Origin of the sequence: Variovorax sp. SRS16, from assembly GCF_901827165.1 — a bacterium.
Lineage (GTDB): Bacteria > Pseudomonadota > Gammaproteobacteria > Burkholderiales > Burkholderiaceae_C > Variovorax.
The window spans coordinates 4,894,629-4,909,545 of the sequence record NZ_LR594666.1; the positions used below are offsets into that span (position 1 = coordinate 4,894,629).

General features: G+C 64.4%; 15 protein-coding genes and 1 pseudogene. 4 read left to right on the forward strand and 12 right to left on the reverse strand.

Going from position 1 to position 14,917, the window contains the following annotated elements; genetic code table 11:
- Positions 1 to 8: 8 nt before the first annotated feature.
- The 3 genes from E5P2_RS23650 to E5P2_RS23660 all read right to left on the reverse strand — a co-directional run bounded on the left by E5P2_RS23650 (position 9) and on the right by E5P2_RS23660 (position 3,332).
- Positions 9 to 1,070, reverse strand: a complete 1,062-nt coding sequence (locus E5P2_RS23650) for a 3-keto-5-aminohexanoate cleavage protein (protein ID WP_162569571.1) — start codon at positions 1,068 to 1,070, stop codon at positions 9 to 11.
- A gap of 54 nt (positions 1,071 to 1,124) precedes the next feature.
- Positions 1,125 to 1,973, reverse strand: coding sequence for a TauD/TfdA dioxygenase family protein (locus E5P2_RS23655; RefSeq protein ID WP_162569572.1), 849 nt, complete (start codon positions 1,971 to 1,973; stop codon positions 1,125 to 1,127).
- A 333-nt stretch (positions 1,974 to 2,306) separates the two neighbouring features.
- Positions 2,307 to 3,332, reverse strand: a complete 1,026-nt coding sequence (locus E5P2_RS23660; protein WP_162569573.1) for an AraC family transcriptional regulator — start codon at positions 3,330 to 3,332, stop codon at positions 2,307 to 2,309.
- Positions 3,333 to 3,519: 187 nt separating this feature from the next.
- On the opposite strand from E5P2_RS23660, the gene E5P2_RS23665 reads away from it, so the two are divergent.
- From E5P2_RS23665 to E5P2_RS23675, 3 genes are all read left to right on the forward strand, one after another.
- The gene (locus E5P2_RS23665; protein WP_197908604.1) at positions 3,520 to 4,371 is read left to right on the forward strand and encodes a TauD/TfdA dioxygenase family protein; all 852 of its coding nucleotides are present in this window, start codon (positions 3,520 to 3,522) and stop codon (positions 4,369 to 4,371) included.
- Between the two features lie 11 nt (positions 4,372 to 4,382).
- Entirely contained in the window at positions 4,383 to 4,943 is a 561-nt protein-coding gene (locus tag E5P2_RS23670; RefSeq protein ID WP_162569575.1) for an RBBP9/YdeN family alpha/beta hydrolase, read from the forward strand.
- Between the two features lie 97 nt (positions 4,944 to 5,040).
- Complete coding sequence (locus tag E5P2_RS23675; protein WP_174262693.1) at positions 5,041 to 6,108, forward strand: AraC family transcriptional regulator; 1,068 nt, start codon at positions 5,041 to 5,043, stop codon at positions 6,106 to 6,108.
- Between the two features lie 28 nt (positions 6,109 to 6,136).
- Here E5P2_RS23675 and E5P2_RS23680 read toward each other — a convergent pair whose 3' ends face one another.
- From E5P2_RS23680 to E5P2_RS23695, 4 genes are all read right to left on the reverse strand, one after another.
- Positions 6,137 to 6,502 (reverse strand): hypothetical protein, encoded by a 366-nt coding sequence (locus E5P2_RS23680; RefSeq protein ID WP_162569577.1) that lies wholly within the window; start codon positions 6,500 to 6,502, stop codon positions 6,137 to 6,139.
- The gene (locus tag E5P2_RS23685) at positions 6,499 to 6,957 is read right to left on the reverse strand and encodes a hypothetical protein (protein WP_162569578.1); all 459 of its coding nucleotides are present in this window, start codon (positions 6,955 to 6,957) and stop codon (positions 6,499 to 6,501) included. The genes E5P2_RS23680 and E5P2_RS23685 overlap by 4 nt, the downstream gene beginning before the upstream one ends.
- A 6-nt stretch (positions 6,958 to 6,963) precedes the next feature.
- Complete coding sequence (locus E5P2_RS23690) at positions 6,964 to 7,899, reverse strand: Bug family tripartite tricarboxylate transporter substrate binding protein (protein ID WP_162569579.1); 936 nt, start codon at positions 7,897 to 7,899, stop codon at positions 6,964 to 6,966.
- A 105-nt stretch (positions 7,900 to 8,004) separates the two neighbouring features.
- Positions 8,005 to 9,063, reverse strand: a complete 1,059-nt coding sequence (locus tag E5P2_RS23695) for a 3-keto-5-aminohexanoate cleavage protein (RefSeq protein WP_162569580.1) — start codon at positions 9,061 to 9,063, stop codon at positions 8,005 to 8,007.
- Positions 9,064 to 9,255: 192 nt separating this feature from the next.
- Between E5P2_RS23695 and E5P2_RS38380 the strand changes: the two are divergent.
- A pseudogene (locus E5P2_RS38380) lies at positions 9,256 to 9,353 on the forward strand (taurine dioxygenase); the annotation flags it as partial.
- Positions 9,354 to 9,382: 29 nt separating this feature from the next.
- Here the strand turns inward: E5P2_RS38380 and E5P2_RS23700 are convergent.
- The 5 genes from E5P2_RS23700 to E5P2_RS23720 are packed head-to-tail and all read right to left on the reverse strand — an operon-like array spanning position 9,383 to position 14,879.
- Entirely contained in the window at positions 9,383 to 10,738 is a 1,356-nt protein-coding gene (locus E5P2_RS23700) for a hypothetical protein (RefSeq protein ID WP_162569581.1), read from the reverse strand.
- 21 nt (positions 10,739 to 10,759) lie between these two features.
- The gene (locus E5P2_RS23705; RefSeq protein WP_162569582.1) at positions 10,760 to 11,602 is read right to left on the reverse strand and encodes an ABC transporter permease; all 843 of its coding nucleotides are present in this window, start codon (positions 11,600 to 11,602) and stop codon (positions 10,760 to 10,762) included.
- Entirely contained in the window at positions 11,599 to 12,408 is an 810-nt protein-coding gene (locus E5P2_RS23710) for an ABC transporter ATP-binding protein (protein ID WP_162569583.1), read from the reverse strand. The genes E5P2_RS23705 and E5P2_RS23710 overlap by 4 nt, the downstream gene beginning before the upstream one ends.
- 15 nt (positions 12,409 to 12,423) lie before the next feature.
- Positions 12,424 to 13,434: an ABC transporter substrate-binding protein gene (locus tag E5P2_RS23715; protein ID WP_162569584.1), complete on the reverse strand. Its 1,011-nt coding sequence runs from the start codon at positions 13,432 to 13,434 to the stop codon at positions 12,424 to 12,426.
- Positions 13,428 to 14,879, reverse strand: coding sequence for an MmgE/PrpD family protein (locus E5P2_RS23720; protein WP_162569585.1), 1,452 nt, complete (start codon positions 14,877 to 14,879; stop codon positions 13,428 to 13,430). Before E5P2_RS23720 ends, E5P2_RS23715 begins: the two co-directional genes overlap by 7 nt.
- Positions 14,880 to 14,917: the final 38 nt, after the last annotated feature.

Sequence of the window (14,917 nt, forward strand, 5' to 3'; positions counted from 1 at the left end):
TTCGAAGCTCAGGCCGCCAGACGCTGAGGCATGGCCTGCGCTGCCGACTTGCGGCGCGGCGCAAAGCCATTCGCGGCGAGCGCTTCATCGGCGCTCTTGTAGAAGGTGCCGATCTTGTAGATTTCGCGCGCCTCCTTGGCATTGGCGATATCTCTGCCGAATTCGTGCGAGATGCGCACGAGCTGTTCGATCTGCTCCACGCTGCCGGACTTGCGGTCGCGACGCTGAGTCCAGATGTTGTCCTCGATCCCGCAGCGCACATGCAGGCCCATCGTGATGGCCATCATGTTCAGCGGAAGCACGTTGAGCATCGACGATTCGAGCGTCAACACCGAACCGTCGGGGCAAGCGCGCACGAAGTTGGCCAGGTTGTAGATGTTGGGCTGGTCGAAGCCGCCGCCGATCGCCACCCAGGTCAGGATCAGCGGCACGTTGCAGTCGCCGCGGCGCATCATCCGCTCGACGGTTTCCAGTTGCGTGATGTTGGCGAGCTGGAAGTGCGTCTGGATGCCCTTGGCCGACAGTCGCCGGATGTGCTCTTCGACCCACTCCGGTCCTGCCGGGATCGTCATCTCGCGGTAGGCGCGGTACATGTCGGGCTCCGCCAGTGAGGTGCCCGCGAGATCCGCCGCGCACATCTGTTCCACCACGTTCATCTGGTTGGAGTTGATCGCGATCGTCACCTGGTCGGGCGCCGGCGTGAGGTCGGCCAGCATGTGGCGCGTGTCGTCGGAAAGCCACTTGGCGACTTCGCCATCGCTCTCCGGCGCGAACGAAATGGACCCGCCCACCTGGATGATCATCTCGGGCACCCGGGCGCGCACGCCGGCGATCAGCTCGTTGAACTTGGACAGGCGCTTGGACCCCTTGCCATCCAGTTCGCGCACGTGCAGATGGAGCACGGTGGCGCCTGCGTTGTAGCAGTCCACCGCCTTCTGTATGTGGGCATCCATCGTGACGGGAATGTCTTCCGGAAAGTCCGAAGGCATCCATTCCGGGCCATAGGGCGCGCAAGTGATGACGAGCTTTTGCTGATTCTCGGGGAAGTGATCCCCATCCAGGAAATTCATGAAGGTCTCCTCGGTGTTGGTCGACGTGAAAGGCAGATGGCGTGAACGCGGGGGCTAGAAGACTTTCTCTCCGACGATTCCGGCGCGCTCCATCTGGCGCACGCAGGGCGGATAGTCCATGACGGCATAGTGCTGGGTGCTCCGGTTGTCCCAGATCGCCACGCTGTTCTTCTTCCAGCGCCAGCGCACCTGGTGCTCCGGGATGTAGGCCTGGCTGATCAGGTAGCTCAACAGCAGCGCGCCGCCGGGATTGGCGTCCTGCCCGTACCGGATGCGGTCCGGGGTATGGAAATTGGTGAAATGGGTGGTGAAGCCATTGACGAACAACACCTTCTCTCCCGTATCGGGATGCGTGCGGACCACGGGATGCTCGGCGTCGGGGTACTGCGCCTTGAGCGCCAGACGCTTCTCGATCGGCATCGCCGCACCGAAGGTCGATTCGATGCTGTGCCTCGCGCGCAGATCTTCGATCTGTGTCTTGACGTGGTCCGGCAATTGTTCGTAGGCCAGGACCATGTTGGCCCACATCGTGTCGCCGCCGACGGGCGGGCATTCGACGCAGCGCAGCACGCAGCCGAACGGCGGCTTTTCGCGCCAGGTGGCATCGGTGTGCCACGCGTTCTCGTAGCGGTCGGGCGGGCTGTCGGGCGACTTGTAGATCCGAACGAGCCCGGGATGCTCGGGGTCGCTGCCGACCACGGGATGATCTTCCAGTTCGCCAAAGCGGCGCGCGAACGCGACATGCTCCGCACGGCTGAAATCCTGGTCGCGCAGGAAGAGCACGCGATGGCGGATGAGCTCTTTCTTGATCTCATCGAAGAGCGCGGCGTCATGCACCGCATCTGCCAGCTTGACACCGATCAGTTCGGCGCCAATGCTGCAGGTCAGAGGTTCCACTCTCATCGCCGTCTCCTTTTTTTCTGATGTCTTGCGTGATGGATCCCGCCAAATCACGAAGCGCGACTTTAGGCAGGCCGCTCGGAAGCGACTTGCCATTTCACGCCAAGTGCTTAGCATTTCGCGCCAGCTGGCATGAAGCACATCGGCAGGAATGAAGCCGCGCGACCAGGACGCCGGCACGTTCGGCCGTGCGGACGGCCTACTTCGACGTGGCGCGCACGTTGAATTTCAATGTCGGATCTCGGTGCGGTGAGCCTGCCGATCTCTCATCGGCGGGCGCTGCTCGACGCCCTCGGCATCGGTCGCCCGCGTTCGCACGCAGGGCGATGCAAAGGATCAGGCGGCCAGGGAGTGCACGGCGCCGCGCACGGCCCGGCTCTCCTTGGCGCTGCAACCGAATTGCGCGTGGTACCAGCGGGAAAAACCGCTCGGCGCGGAGAAGCCGAGCAGCATCGCCACCTCGGTCAACGGACGATCGCCCTCGATGACATGGCGCGTGACGAGCTCCTTGCGGATGTCGTTCACCATCGACGAAAAGCTCTGGTCGCGTTCCGCCAGCCGGCGCTGGACCGTGCGGCACACCACGCCCAGGTGCTCGGCCACCTGCTCGATGGTGCAGCGCCCGCTGGGCAGCAACAGCAGGATCGTGCGCCGCACGTCCTCGAGCATTCTTGCCCCTTGTTGCGGTCGGGCCGACGCGTCCAGCAACTGCTGCGCGTAGCGCGCCATGGCCGGATCGGCCGACGGGTTGCGCGTATCCAGATCGGCCTTCGCGCAGACGATGCAGTTGAAGTCGTAGTCGAACTCGATGCAGCGGCCGAACAACCGATGGTGTGCACTGAGGTCGCGCGGCGCGGAGTGCTCGAAGCACACGCGTCGCGGCTGCCAGCTGGCGCCGAGGAACTGGCGCATCAAGCGCAACATCACCCCGAGCGCCAGCTCGATCCTCTGGCGGGTGGGCTGCTGCGCATTGCCGGCCATGACCTCCTCGCGGATCACGACCACGCCGGCGCGTTCCTCGATCATCAGCAACAGCGAGCCGTTGAGCAGCGCCTGGTAGCGCATCAGCACGTTCAGCGAGTCGCGCAGGGTCGGCTGGTCGCGGATCAGCATGCCCACCGCGCCGAGGTTGGACAACAGGCGCGACTCGGCCATGCACAGACCGAAACTCTCGTTGCCCGACATGACGGCGGAGGTCTGGAGCAACTCCCCGACGCGCTCGACGGGGATCAGCAGGTCCGGCTCGCGCAGGACGCTCGGGCTCAGCCCCGCGTCGACGAGCATCCGCGCCGGGTCCAGGCCGCCGGCCAGAGCGACCTCGCTGTAGTTGGTGAGGCTTGCAGCGCGGACGAGTGACGACATCGGAAAACGGCGTGGAATCTGGCATCGAAGGATAAGTGCCTGTCATGCATTGTCAAGCGGGCGAACGCGAGTGCGAGCACACTCCGGCCCATCGATCGGCCCCTTCCGACACCAGGAGACAAGCTTCATGACTCAAGGCCTCAAGGCGGCACCCGCAGTGGTCCGCGCGACCTCTCTGGGCGGTTCGATCCAGGTCGAGCCGCTCACCTGCACGATCGGCGCCGAGCTCGGCAACGTCAACCTCGGCGCGGCGGCCGAGGACGACCTGCTGATGGCGGAGATCCGGGCGCTTCTCCTCAAGCACCGCGTGGTGTTCTTTCGCGACCAGGACATCACGCGCGCCCAGCACGTGGCGTTCGCGCGCCGCTTCGGCGAGCTGGAAGAACATCCCGTGGTGGGCAGCCATCCCGACCACCCGGGGCTGGTTCAGATCTACAAGACACCGGAAAGCCCACCCGAGCGCCACGAGAATTCCTGGCACACCGACGCCACCTGGCGCGAGAAGCCGCCGTTCGGCTGCGTGCTGCGCTGCGTCGAATGCCCGCCCGTGGGCGGCGACACGATGTGGGTCAACATGGTCGAGGCCTACAGGCAACTGCCCGAGGACATCAAGAAGACGATCGCCCCCTTGCGCGCGCGCCACGGCATCGAGGCCAGCTTCGGCGCCGCCATGCCGATCGAGAAGCGCCTGGCGCTGAAGGCGCAGTTTCCGGACGTCGAGCATCCGGTCGTGCGCACCCATCCGGAAACCGGCGAGAAGGTGCTGTTCGTCAACGGCAGCTTCACGACGCACTTCACCAACTTCAATACGCCGGCCAACGTTCGCTTCGGCCAGGACAAGGCACCGGGCGCCAGCCATTTGCTCAATTACCTGATCAGCCAGGCCTACATCCCCGAATACCAGGTCCGTTTCCGCTGGAAGAAGAACAGCGTCGCTTTCTGGGACAACCGCTCGACCCAGCACTACGCGGTGATGGACTACCCGGCGTGCCACCGCAAGATGGAGCGCACCGCCATCATCGGCGACCTGCCGTACTGAACGATCGGCACATGAGTTCCGCGGCACCCACCGTTCTCATCGTCCCCGGCCTGCGTGACCATGTGCCGGACCACTGGCAGACCCTGCTGGCGGCCAGGCTGCCTCGTGTGCGCAGCGTCGCCCCGCTCGAGCACGACAAGCTGAGTTGCGCCGCGCGCGTCGACGCGATCGATCGCGCGCTGGCCGCCATCGAAGGGCCGGTGGTCATCGTCGCGCACAGCGCGGGCGCGATGATGGTGGCCCATTGGGCGGCCCGGCATGCCACACGCGAAATCCGCGGCGCCCTGCTGGCAGCACCTGCGGACCTCGAGACGCCGATGCCGGCGGGCTACCCGACGACCGATGCACTCGAGCAAAACGACTGGCTGCCGATCCCCCGCGCCACCTTGCCTTTTCCGAGCATCGTGGCGGCAGGCAGCAACGATCCCCTCACGCGCCTCGATCGCGCCCGCGACTTCGCGCGCGCGTGGGGCAGCCGCTTCGTCGAACTCGGCGCGGTCGGGCATCTGAATCCGGCTTCGGGCCATGGCGAGTGGCCGCAGGCCGAGGCGTTCATTCGCGAACTCTCGTAGTCCGGAGACCCGACCGATCGGGCCTGCGGGTCCGCCCTCGAAGATCACCTCATCCGGAATGCTTTCTCGAGATCAGGTCAGTGCCAGAATGGTCCTCATGAGTGAGTCCAGGAGACCAATCTCTCGACTGGTGCGCAGCGCCACCTTGAACGGCTACGTCGAGTTGGTGGAGTCGCTCGGGCGGGACCCCCATGTGTTCATGCGAACCGTGGGGCTGGACGCGAAGTTGCTCGAAGACCCCGAGACGCTGATCCCGAGAGATGCCGCGCGCGAGTTGCTCGAGATCACCGCCCGTGCCACGCAGACCGAAGATCTGGCGCTGCGTCTTGCAGCCAAGCGCAAGCTGTCTGCCCTCGGGCCTATCAGTCTCGTGCTGAGGGAGGAGCCCACGCCGAGGGATGCGCTCGACACGCTGTGCCGCTACCTGAAACTGGTGAACACCTCGCTGACCATCCGGGTTGAAGACGCTGCCAGCGTGGTCATCATCCGTGAAGACTTGCTGCCAAGCCCCGGGCTGGCGATGCGACAGTCGACGGAACTCGCTGTGGGCAGCATGTTTCGCATGCTGAGCGAATTGATCGGACCGCATTGGCAACCGCTCGAAGTCTGCTTCACACATCGCCCACCCAAGGACGTCTCCGCACATCGGGCATTCTTCGGGCGGCGCGTCAAATTCGATCAGGAGTTCAACGGCCTGGTCTGCATGGCGATCGACCTGTCAAGACCGCGCGGGTCCGGAGACCAGGTGTCGGCGGGATTCGCGCGCAAATACCTGGAAGCGGCCCTCAAAGATCGGCGTGAAAGCGCGCAGGAAGCCTGTCGCCAGATCATCCTGGCACTGCTGCCGGGTGGCACCTGCAATGCGCAGGAGGTCGCACGGCTCCTGCGCGTCGATCGCCGTACGCTGTACCGTCAACTCGATGCGGAGGGTCTCACCTTCAGCCGTCTGCTCGACCAGGTGCGATCGGATCTGGTCAAGCGCCATCTGCGCGAGAGTGACATACCCCTCAGCGAGGTGGCCGAGCGGTTGGGCTTCTCCAGGCTCAGCAGCTTCAGTCGCTGGTTCCGCAGTCTTTTCGGTTGCAGCGCCTCGCAATGGAGCAAGCTGACCGCTGATATGGCCGCTGTTGACGAACGCGGGACGGAATCGCCCAGTCGTCTGTAGACAGTGGCTTCGCAGTCGCCGTATCGGTTCAGGCAATTTTTCGCGCTCGTTCCCCTATCAGATCCAGCAACTCGAGTGCTCTGTTCGCAGCGTTTGCGCCTCCGTCCATGTCTCCGCGGACGAACTGGGGACGAAGCTCCTCGATTTCTTCAAGTCGTGCAATCAGATCAGGCTCGGCAAGCTTGTACTTGCGAAGGACGCTGACCGTGCACATGGATGCATGCACCATGTCTTCCGACATCTCACTGACGCCGCTTTGATGCAGCACATAGTTGACCCAGTGCGTACCTGCCAGCATGGCGGCCTCGATCCGAATTTCCCAATCCGAGTCGGTGAGCTTGGCGAGCGATCGTTCAATCCGCTCTGCTTTATCGCGATGATTCTCCGGGGTCATGGATGCATGTCCCGAAGGACCAATTCTTCGTAGACGGATATGGCTTGCGATAGCGCGAGATGGCAGTCATCGACAATCGCCTGGGTGGGCGTTCGGTCTCCGCGCAGGCAAGGATCGCGGTGATCTTCCAGTGCATGCAACGCGGCCTCCAGTCGCTGGACGGGCTCCGGCATGTCGCCAGGAATGGCGGGCCAGCCGACATGACTCACATCACCCGGACCGCGCAGTTCCCTGCGGCAGCTTCCGTCGCTCTGAGGTACGACGTGCACACCGGGGATCGTGGAAAAAGCGCGATCTTCACTGGTGAAGCCCGTTGCATGCAGCGAGCTGTTCCAGATGTTGGTTCCCGCTGTCAGACACGTCCAGTACCAGAGTTCGAAATCTGCAAGAGGGTCGAGTCGATCGCGCAATTGCAGAAGGCGACTGATCTTGTCGACGTGAGAGGCGATCTTCATGATCTCTCACTCTGGCTTGATATTGCCGTCCACGACGACCTTCCGCCATGCAGCCAGGTCGTCCGTGATCATCTTCGTGAATTCTTGACGGCTCACGGGAGTTGCAGGCGGGATGTTCAGTTGGCGAAGTGATTCAGCGAACTCCGGCTGCACCAATTCATGATTGATGGCTGCATGCAGACGATCAAGCAACTCCGATGGCGTATTCTTTGGTGCAAAAACACCTTGCCAACCCGTCGCAGTAAACGGATAGCCTTGCTCGGAAAGCGTCTTGACGTCAGGCAGTTTGGGGCTGCGAACCGTGCCCGACAACGCGATGCCGCGCAGTTTCCCTTGCGTAATGAAGCCCAACGGAGAAACGACGTCGACCCAGCCAATGGGAATCACGCCGGCGATGATATCCGTCAGCAACGCAGGCGTTGTTTTATAGGGGACGTGGTTGATGGTCAGGCCTGCCCGTTGCTTGATCCACTCCATCGTCAGGTGTCCATTCGAACCGACGCCCCAACTTCCATACGATTGATATTTCTTGGGGTCGCTTCGCAGAAGAGTAACCAGCTCAGGGAGCGTCTTCGCAGGCACCGAAGGGTGCACTGCAAGCAGCACACCACCTACGGCAGTCAGCGCCACGGGTTCCAGGTCTCGCAGAGTCTTCACCGAGAGGTCTGGATTCAGTGCCTCGGCCATCACCATGGACGATGCTGTGCTGTGCAAAAGCGTATAGCCATCCGGTGCAGCGGTCTTGACCGCTAGGCTGCCGATCAATCCATTCGCGCCCGTGCGATTTTCGATGACCAGTGCCTGACCCAGCGTTTTCCCGAGGTTGGTGTAGAGCTTCCGCGCCATGGCGTCCAACACACCGCCTGCGCCACCTGGCACGATGACTTTGATGGGGCGTGAGGGCCAGCTCCTGCCGGCCTGGGCGCCGGCCAGATTGCTCATCAGGGATGCTACTGCTCCCAGTACGAGCTCTCTACGGGTCAATGACGTCGTCATCTATTCTTTCCTTGATCAAGGTTCGCTGGCACAAAGACGCAAAGCGGGGCTTCAGGCCGGCTTGCGCAGGAATCCCTGGGTGCCACCGTTGCGATTGGGCGCGAAGCCGTTTTCCCGAAGCGTCTCGTCCGCCGTCTCGTAGAAGACACCGATCTTCATGATCTCCCGTGCCTGCTGCGCCGTCGCGATGGGGCGGCCAAATTCGGTCGAGATGCGCACCAGCTGCTTGATCTGCTCGACGGAGCTCATCTTGCCCGTGCGGGTCTGATTCCAGAGCACATCCTCGATGCCGCAGCGCACATGCAGGCCCAGGGCAATGCCGATCATGTTCACGGGCAGCACATTGAGCACCGAGCTTTCCACCGTGACCACCGCGCCGTCGGGCGCAGCACGCAGGAAGTTGGCCAGGTTGTAGATGTTCGCCTGATCCATGCCGCCGCTGATGGCCACCCAGTTCATCACCAGCGGGCCCTTGTAGACGCCGCGGCGAATCATCCGCTCGATCGTTTCGAAGCTGTTGATGTTGTAGCACTGAAACTCGCTCTGGATGCCGGCGGCCGTCAGGCGACGGATGTGCTCCTCGGCCCAGCTGGGATTCGAGGGAACGATCATGTCCTTGTAGGTCGCATAGAGGTGCGGGAAGCCGCGCGAAACGCCCTTGAAGTCGTCAATGCCTGCATGCTCCGTCACGTTCATCTGCGTCGTGTTGACGGTCACCGTCACCTGGTCGGGCTTCGGCGTGAGTTCGGCCAGCATGTGCCGCGTGTCATCGCTCAGCCACTTGGCGGCCGAGCCGTCATCTTCCGGCGCGAAGCTGATCGAGCCACCCACCTGAATGATCATTTCCGGCACGCGGGCGCGCACCCCGGCGATCAACTCGTTGAACTTCGACAGGCGCTTGCTGCCCTTGCCATCGGCTTCACGCACATGCAGATGCAGCACGGTGGCACCGGCTTCGTAGCAATCCACAGCCTTCTGGATCTGATCCTCCATCGTGACCGGGATGTCTTCCGGGAAGTCCGAGGGAATCCAGCCCGGCGCATAGGGAGCGGCGGTGATGATCAGAGGCTGCTGGTTCTCGGGATACAGGTGGCCGTCAAGGAAGTTCATGGTGATGGGTCTCCGAATTGAAAGATGAATATTGAGAATGCCGAACCGAGTGGAAGAACCCGGTGCGGAACATCGCCTGCAATGCCAATGCGCCAACGCAGGCAGTATCCGGGGCACCCGCGACAAGCCCTTGCCCATTTGGGACATGGATTTTTCAATTTGGGCGGGAAGAGACGACGATCGCCCCATTGCGCGCGCCACGGCCTCGAGGCCAGCTTCGGCGCCGCCATGCCGATCGAAAAGTCCCTGGCGCTGAAAGCGCGGGTCCAGGACACGAGCACCCGGTCGTGCCCATCCCACGCGCCGGCCATTGGCCCAACTACCCGATCAGCGGCAGGAGCTTCTTCAGTTGGAAAAAGCCGGCGGAATGGGTCAGCACGGCATTCAGGATCCAGAGGTAGACCAGCGCGAACGGAACATAGAGCGCGCAGAAGCGCAGGTTGCGGCCGCGCACCAGTTCGTTGGAGCTCACGCCGAAGAGGCCCGCGGCGTACATCACCGGAACGACGAACCTGGACAGGACGACGCACATCATCCAGCCCAGCAGCACGCTGCCCGCGGCGACCACAGGATGCAGGGTGTTCACGGAACCCAGGAGCGGCAGCAGCAGGCTGGCGGAGATGATCGGATGCAGGCCGACCAGGGACGTCAGCAACATCAGGACCGTCGGCATGAGAAGCAGCACGGGCAGCGGCCACGCGGCCGTGCCGGCCGGCAGGCCGATGACGCCCTGCGCGAGCAGGGCCTTGAGCACTTCACCCAGCACCAGCGCCGCGCCGACCACCAGCGCCTCGGCGGCAATCGCTTCCAGTGAACTGCACCACCGCGCCGCCAGGTTCATGGCCTGCGCGCGCAGTGCATGGCGCGCAATGACCAGCGCCAGGACCGGTACGCCGATCACCACGGCCTCGAGATTGCCGATGCCCCAGACTTCATGAAAGGCCACGATGGCCGCTGCGAGCAGCAGTGTTTCGACCAGCGCCCTGAGAAGCGGCGTGAGCCATGCGGACCGGATCCGGCCGCCATAGAGGCCGTGCGACAACACCAGTCCGATCGCACCCATCGCCACGCCGTTCAGCACGGCGGGGCCGAGCGCGATCCCTGCGAGCAGCCGCGTACAGACCGCCATGGCCACGAAGAACGGCGACCAGAGCACCGCGAGGCCGAGCCCTTGAAGTGCGCTTTCCGCCGAGGTCGTGCGCTGGTCGCGCGAACGCTCGGGAGCCAGGATCGGAGACACCACGGCCAGTCCGCCCGCGCCGAAGATCGCGCCGACGAGATGCGTGCGCAGCATCAGCGAATCATGCTGCTGCCCAGCGTCGAGGGCCGAGTGATGGCTGCGCAATCGGTGCATCCGCGGATCGACTTCCAGCGACACCTTGAGAAGCTGCATGGCCGCAAGAAATGCCGAGAACAGGATCGCGGACCGGGCGCCGTCGACCAGGGACAGCGGGATGTCGCGCCAGATCGCCACGCCGACCGCACCGAGCGTGACCAGCGCCACCACGACACGCAGCGCCGGCTGCGAAACGATGAAGGCGGCGCCGAAATACACGAGGAGCCCCGCGACGCCTGCATGGTCGATCCACGTCGACGACGGGACGATGAAGCGCGCTTCCTGCAGCACCCACAAGGCCACCAGCGCACAGGCAGCGATTCGCCGGGGCGCAGCCATCGCGAGCAACTTCGCCCTGCCTCAGAAGTTCTCGGTCCCCCACTTGTGCGTGGTGAAGTACTGCACGAGGCGGAACAGGCTTTCGGTGAACAGGCCCACGATGATCACCAGCAGGATGCCGGCGAAGCCATCGGTGATGTTCATGAAGAGGCGGCTGTTGTTGATGTACCAGCCGATGCCTCCGCCCGAGCCGGTGGCGCCGAAGACGAGCTCGGCCGCGACGACCGTGCGCCAGCCGAAGCCCCAGCCGACGCGCAGCCCCGAGATCATCATCGGCAGCGCCGCCGGCAACAGGATCTCCGTCATGATCCGCAGGTGACCCAGCTCGTAGTTCCGGCCCAATCGGTACAAGGTGGGCGAGATGGTCGCGAAGCCCACGGTCAGCGACGACGCGATCGGCCAGACCATGGCCATCACGACGACGAAGACCAGCGACTCGCGGGAGAAGCCGAACCAGAGGATGGCCATCGGCAGCAGCGCGATCGACGGCAGGGGCTGGAAGATCCCTGTCAGCACGCCGAGTGATTCGCGCACCCAGCTGTTCGCGACCGCGAACCCGGTGAAGAGGATCGCGATGACGATGCTGATCGCGAAGGACTGCAGGATGACCGACAGCGTCTCCCAGATGTAGGTCCAGAGCTCGCCGTTGCCGTTCAATCCCAGCCCGGCCGCGAGCCGCACGGCCACTTCGGAGAAAGGCGGAAACAGCAGCCGATTGACGCCCAGCAGCCGCACCACGCCTTCCCACAGGCAGCAAAGAAAGATCAGCACGATCAGCTTCTTGGCGACTCCGGCGCCAAGAATCCTGCCCCACAGCGGGCTTCGCGCAGCGGGCGCTCGCAGGGTGTTGGCGGAAGTCGTCATGGCGTGTCTTTCAGGAGTTCTCGGAGTTCATCGACCAGCTTGAGTGCGCTGGCGTCGTGCGGCGGACTGCCGACGTTCGGGTTGTCGACGAGCGCGCGAAGCCGGCCCGGCCCGCGGCTCATCACCATCACGCGATGCCCCAGGTGCACAGCCTCGTTCACGTCATGCGTGACGAAGGCGATGGTCACACGCTTGTCCTCCGCGTCCCACAGGCGATTCAGCTCGTGCTGCATCTTCTCGCGATTGATGGCGTCGAGCGCGCCGAAGGGCTCGTCCATCAGCAGGATCTCGGGCTGTATCGCGAACGCGCGCGCGATCGCGCAACGCTGCTTCTGTCCGCCGGACAGGGTGTTCGGATACTGCTGCGCCTGCACGCCCAGGCCCACCCGTTCGATGTAGTGGCACGCACGCTCGGCGCGCTCCTTCGCGCCCATCTTCGGCCACCGCTTGGCGATGGCCCATTCGACGTTGTTGACCACCGTGCGCCATGGCAGCAGCTGCCCGAAGTCCTGGAACACGAGCACGCGGTTCATCGAAGGACGGGTCACGGCCTTGCCGTCCACCCGGATCTCGCCGGACGAGACGGGAATGAAGCCGCCGATGGCCGTGAGCAACGTCGACTTGCCGCAGCCGGACGGCCCGAGAAGCACGAACTTCTCTCCGCGCCGGATGGAAACGGAGACATCCTCGACGGCGACGACCGTGCCCCGGCCGCGCGAGCCGGGAAACTGGATCGATACGCGGTCGACTTCGACCAGCGCATCGCTCGTGCCCGCCGCGACGGCGATCATTTGCTCATTCGGCATTCTCATCTCGCCTCCCTACCACTTCGATCCGGCATCCGCAGGAAACGCGTAGAAGTCCGCCGCCGATTTGGGTGCGTTGTTGAGCGCGCCGAAACTGCGCATGGCCTCCGCCTGCGTCTTCAGATCCGCATCGGTGGTGTAGCTCTGGTACATGGGGGACTTGAGGTATTTCAGGAACTCCGCCGGCGGAACCTTGCCGCCCACCGACTTGCTCAGTGCATCGGCGGCCTCCTCGGGATGGCTGTTCATCCAGTCGGCCGTCTTGCGCAATGCCAGGGCATAGCCGCGGACCAGGTCGGGCTGCTCGGACACGGTCTTGTCCAGCGTGCAGGCCCCCACCGCATAGAGCGAGCCCCAGGTTTCCTTGAAGCTGCCGATCTTCTTCATGCCTTGCTCCTGCAAGCGGAGGGCGAAATCCGCCGTCGCGTAGTGGCCGTCCAGCTGCCCCGCGATCAGCGCCTGCATCGCATCGGGGTGCGGCAGGTTGACCCAGTTCCGGTCCAATGCCTTGATGTCCTTGCCCGCGCGCTTGAGCACCTCCTGTGCCGTGAAGTACTGCGCCGTGTTCGGGCCCGGCGAGAGTTTCCTGGTCGTGCCCACGAAGTCCAGCAGCGAATTGGGACCGTCCGGCCGAACCATCAGATAGGCATCGAAGCCACCCGTCGTCTGCAGCCACTTCATGCCGACGCCCTTGTCCCAGGCCTGCAGAAAAGGTCCCGGCGTGCATGAACCGAAACTCAGGCGTCCGGCCATCATCGCGTCGCGTTGCTGTGCCGTGGTGAAGATGTTGACCCATTCGATCTTCGCGTTCGGGAACATCTTCTCGACCACGCCGAGCTGGCGCGCGACCGGCATGGCGCCGTAGATCAGGCCGAAGCCGTGCGCGAAGACATAGGTCCCCTTGACCTTCGGCATCTGCTCCACCGAGAGCCCCGGCGTGACTTCGACGACCTGGGCCGGCGCCGACAGCGCAAGGCCACAGGCCAGGCCCAGACCCAACACCAGCTTGCGGATATGAATTAGCATTTTTCTGTCTCCTTGTAGGTTGAAATTTCCGGCTGCATGCCCGCGGGATCCAGGCGGCCCAGGCATTCGAACAACTGCTGCGCACCGTTGCCCTCGACGAGTCCGGCGATGCAGTGCGAGAGTTCGTCGGCACGGGCAGGCGGCAGCACCGCGGCCATGCAAGCCTGGAACTTCGCCTCGATGTCGTCGTCGGTCATCGGGTTTCCGGGCGTGCCGAGGTTGTGGGCGACATAGGCCGAGCGCCGCGCGCCATCGGCCAGTGTCACGGTGACCCGCGCCGGGAAGGAAGCCGGAAACTCGGGCAATTCTTCCGCGGTGAAAGCCGTGCGCGCAGCGAGCGCGCCGGCCACCGGGTCGGACAGTTTCTCCGGCGAGAAGCTCCGCACGTCGAGGCCACCGTCCAGCAGCGCCCGTGCCATCGACCATGGCGCGCTGAACCGCGCCTCGTAGGGTGTACGCGGCGCGATCTTCGATGCGGCCGGTTCGAACACCAGTTCCCGGTACCACTGCGGCCCCTCGCAGCGGATCTCGCGGATGTCCTCGATGCGATCCGGCGACACCCATCCTTCGCTGCGCAACTGCAGCATGGCCTGGACCGGTGCGTGCACGCACAGGCAGGCCGGATAGGGCTTGGGGCCCATGAGCGCCACTTCCCACGGCGCACCGCAGGCGTCGCGCCAGGTGTCGGTGATGTCGACCCGCGCGAACGAATGGAAGATCCCGAGCCGGTGCTCGAAGATGGCGCGGGGTCCGCGGAAACCCGCGCGCGCGAACTTGGCGGCGCGGATCCCCGACATCGCCGCCCAGCCCGGGTGCATCTGCTTCACGTCGCTGCCGTCCGACAGGTAGGCCATCGATCCGGACGCCATGCTCCCCGCGATGCCGAGGGCGTTCAGCGCCTGGTCCGGCGAAAGCCGCATGAGCCTGGCGGCGACGATCGCCGCCGCGAAGGTGCCCAGCACCGAAGTGGCCTGGAAGCCGTTGTCCTGGAAGGGCCCGGGTGCCAGCCGGCCCAGGCGCGCGGCGACCTGGTAGCCGACGACGAGCGCCGCGAGGATCGAGCGGCCCGATGCCTGCACCGCTTCTCCGACCGCCAGCGCCGCGGGGACGAGCACCGAACTGGAATGCACGATCGCCGCCGCATGCGTGTCGTCGAAATCGAGCGCATGCGAGAGCATTCCGTTGGCGAGCGCGGCATCCTCCATCGAGACGCGCAGGCCAGCGCCCCACAAGGCCGACTGCGGCACGCTCGCATCCTGAAGCGCCACCTGCACGCCGGCCATGCCCACGCCCAGGGCGCGGGCTGCCAGGGCAACGCCCAGCGTGTCCTTGATGCATCGGGTCGTGGCCGCATGGACATGCGCCGGAATCACGCTCTCGTCGAGCGAATACCACTCGGCAACCAGCCGCTCGGCCAGCGTTTGGGCGACGGATCCGGCATTCATGAGAGAACCTCCGCCCTGCGGGCTGCGGTGCGAGCTTG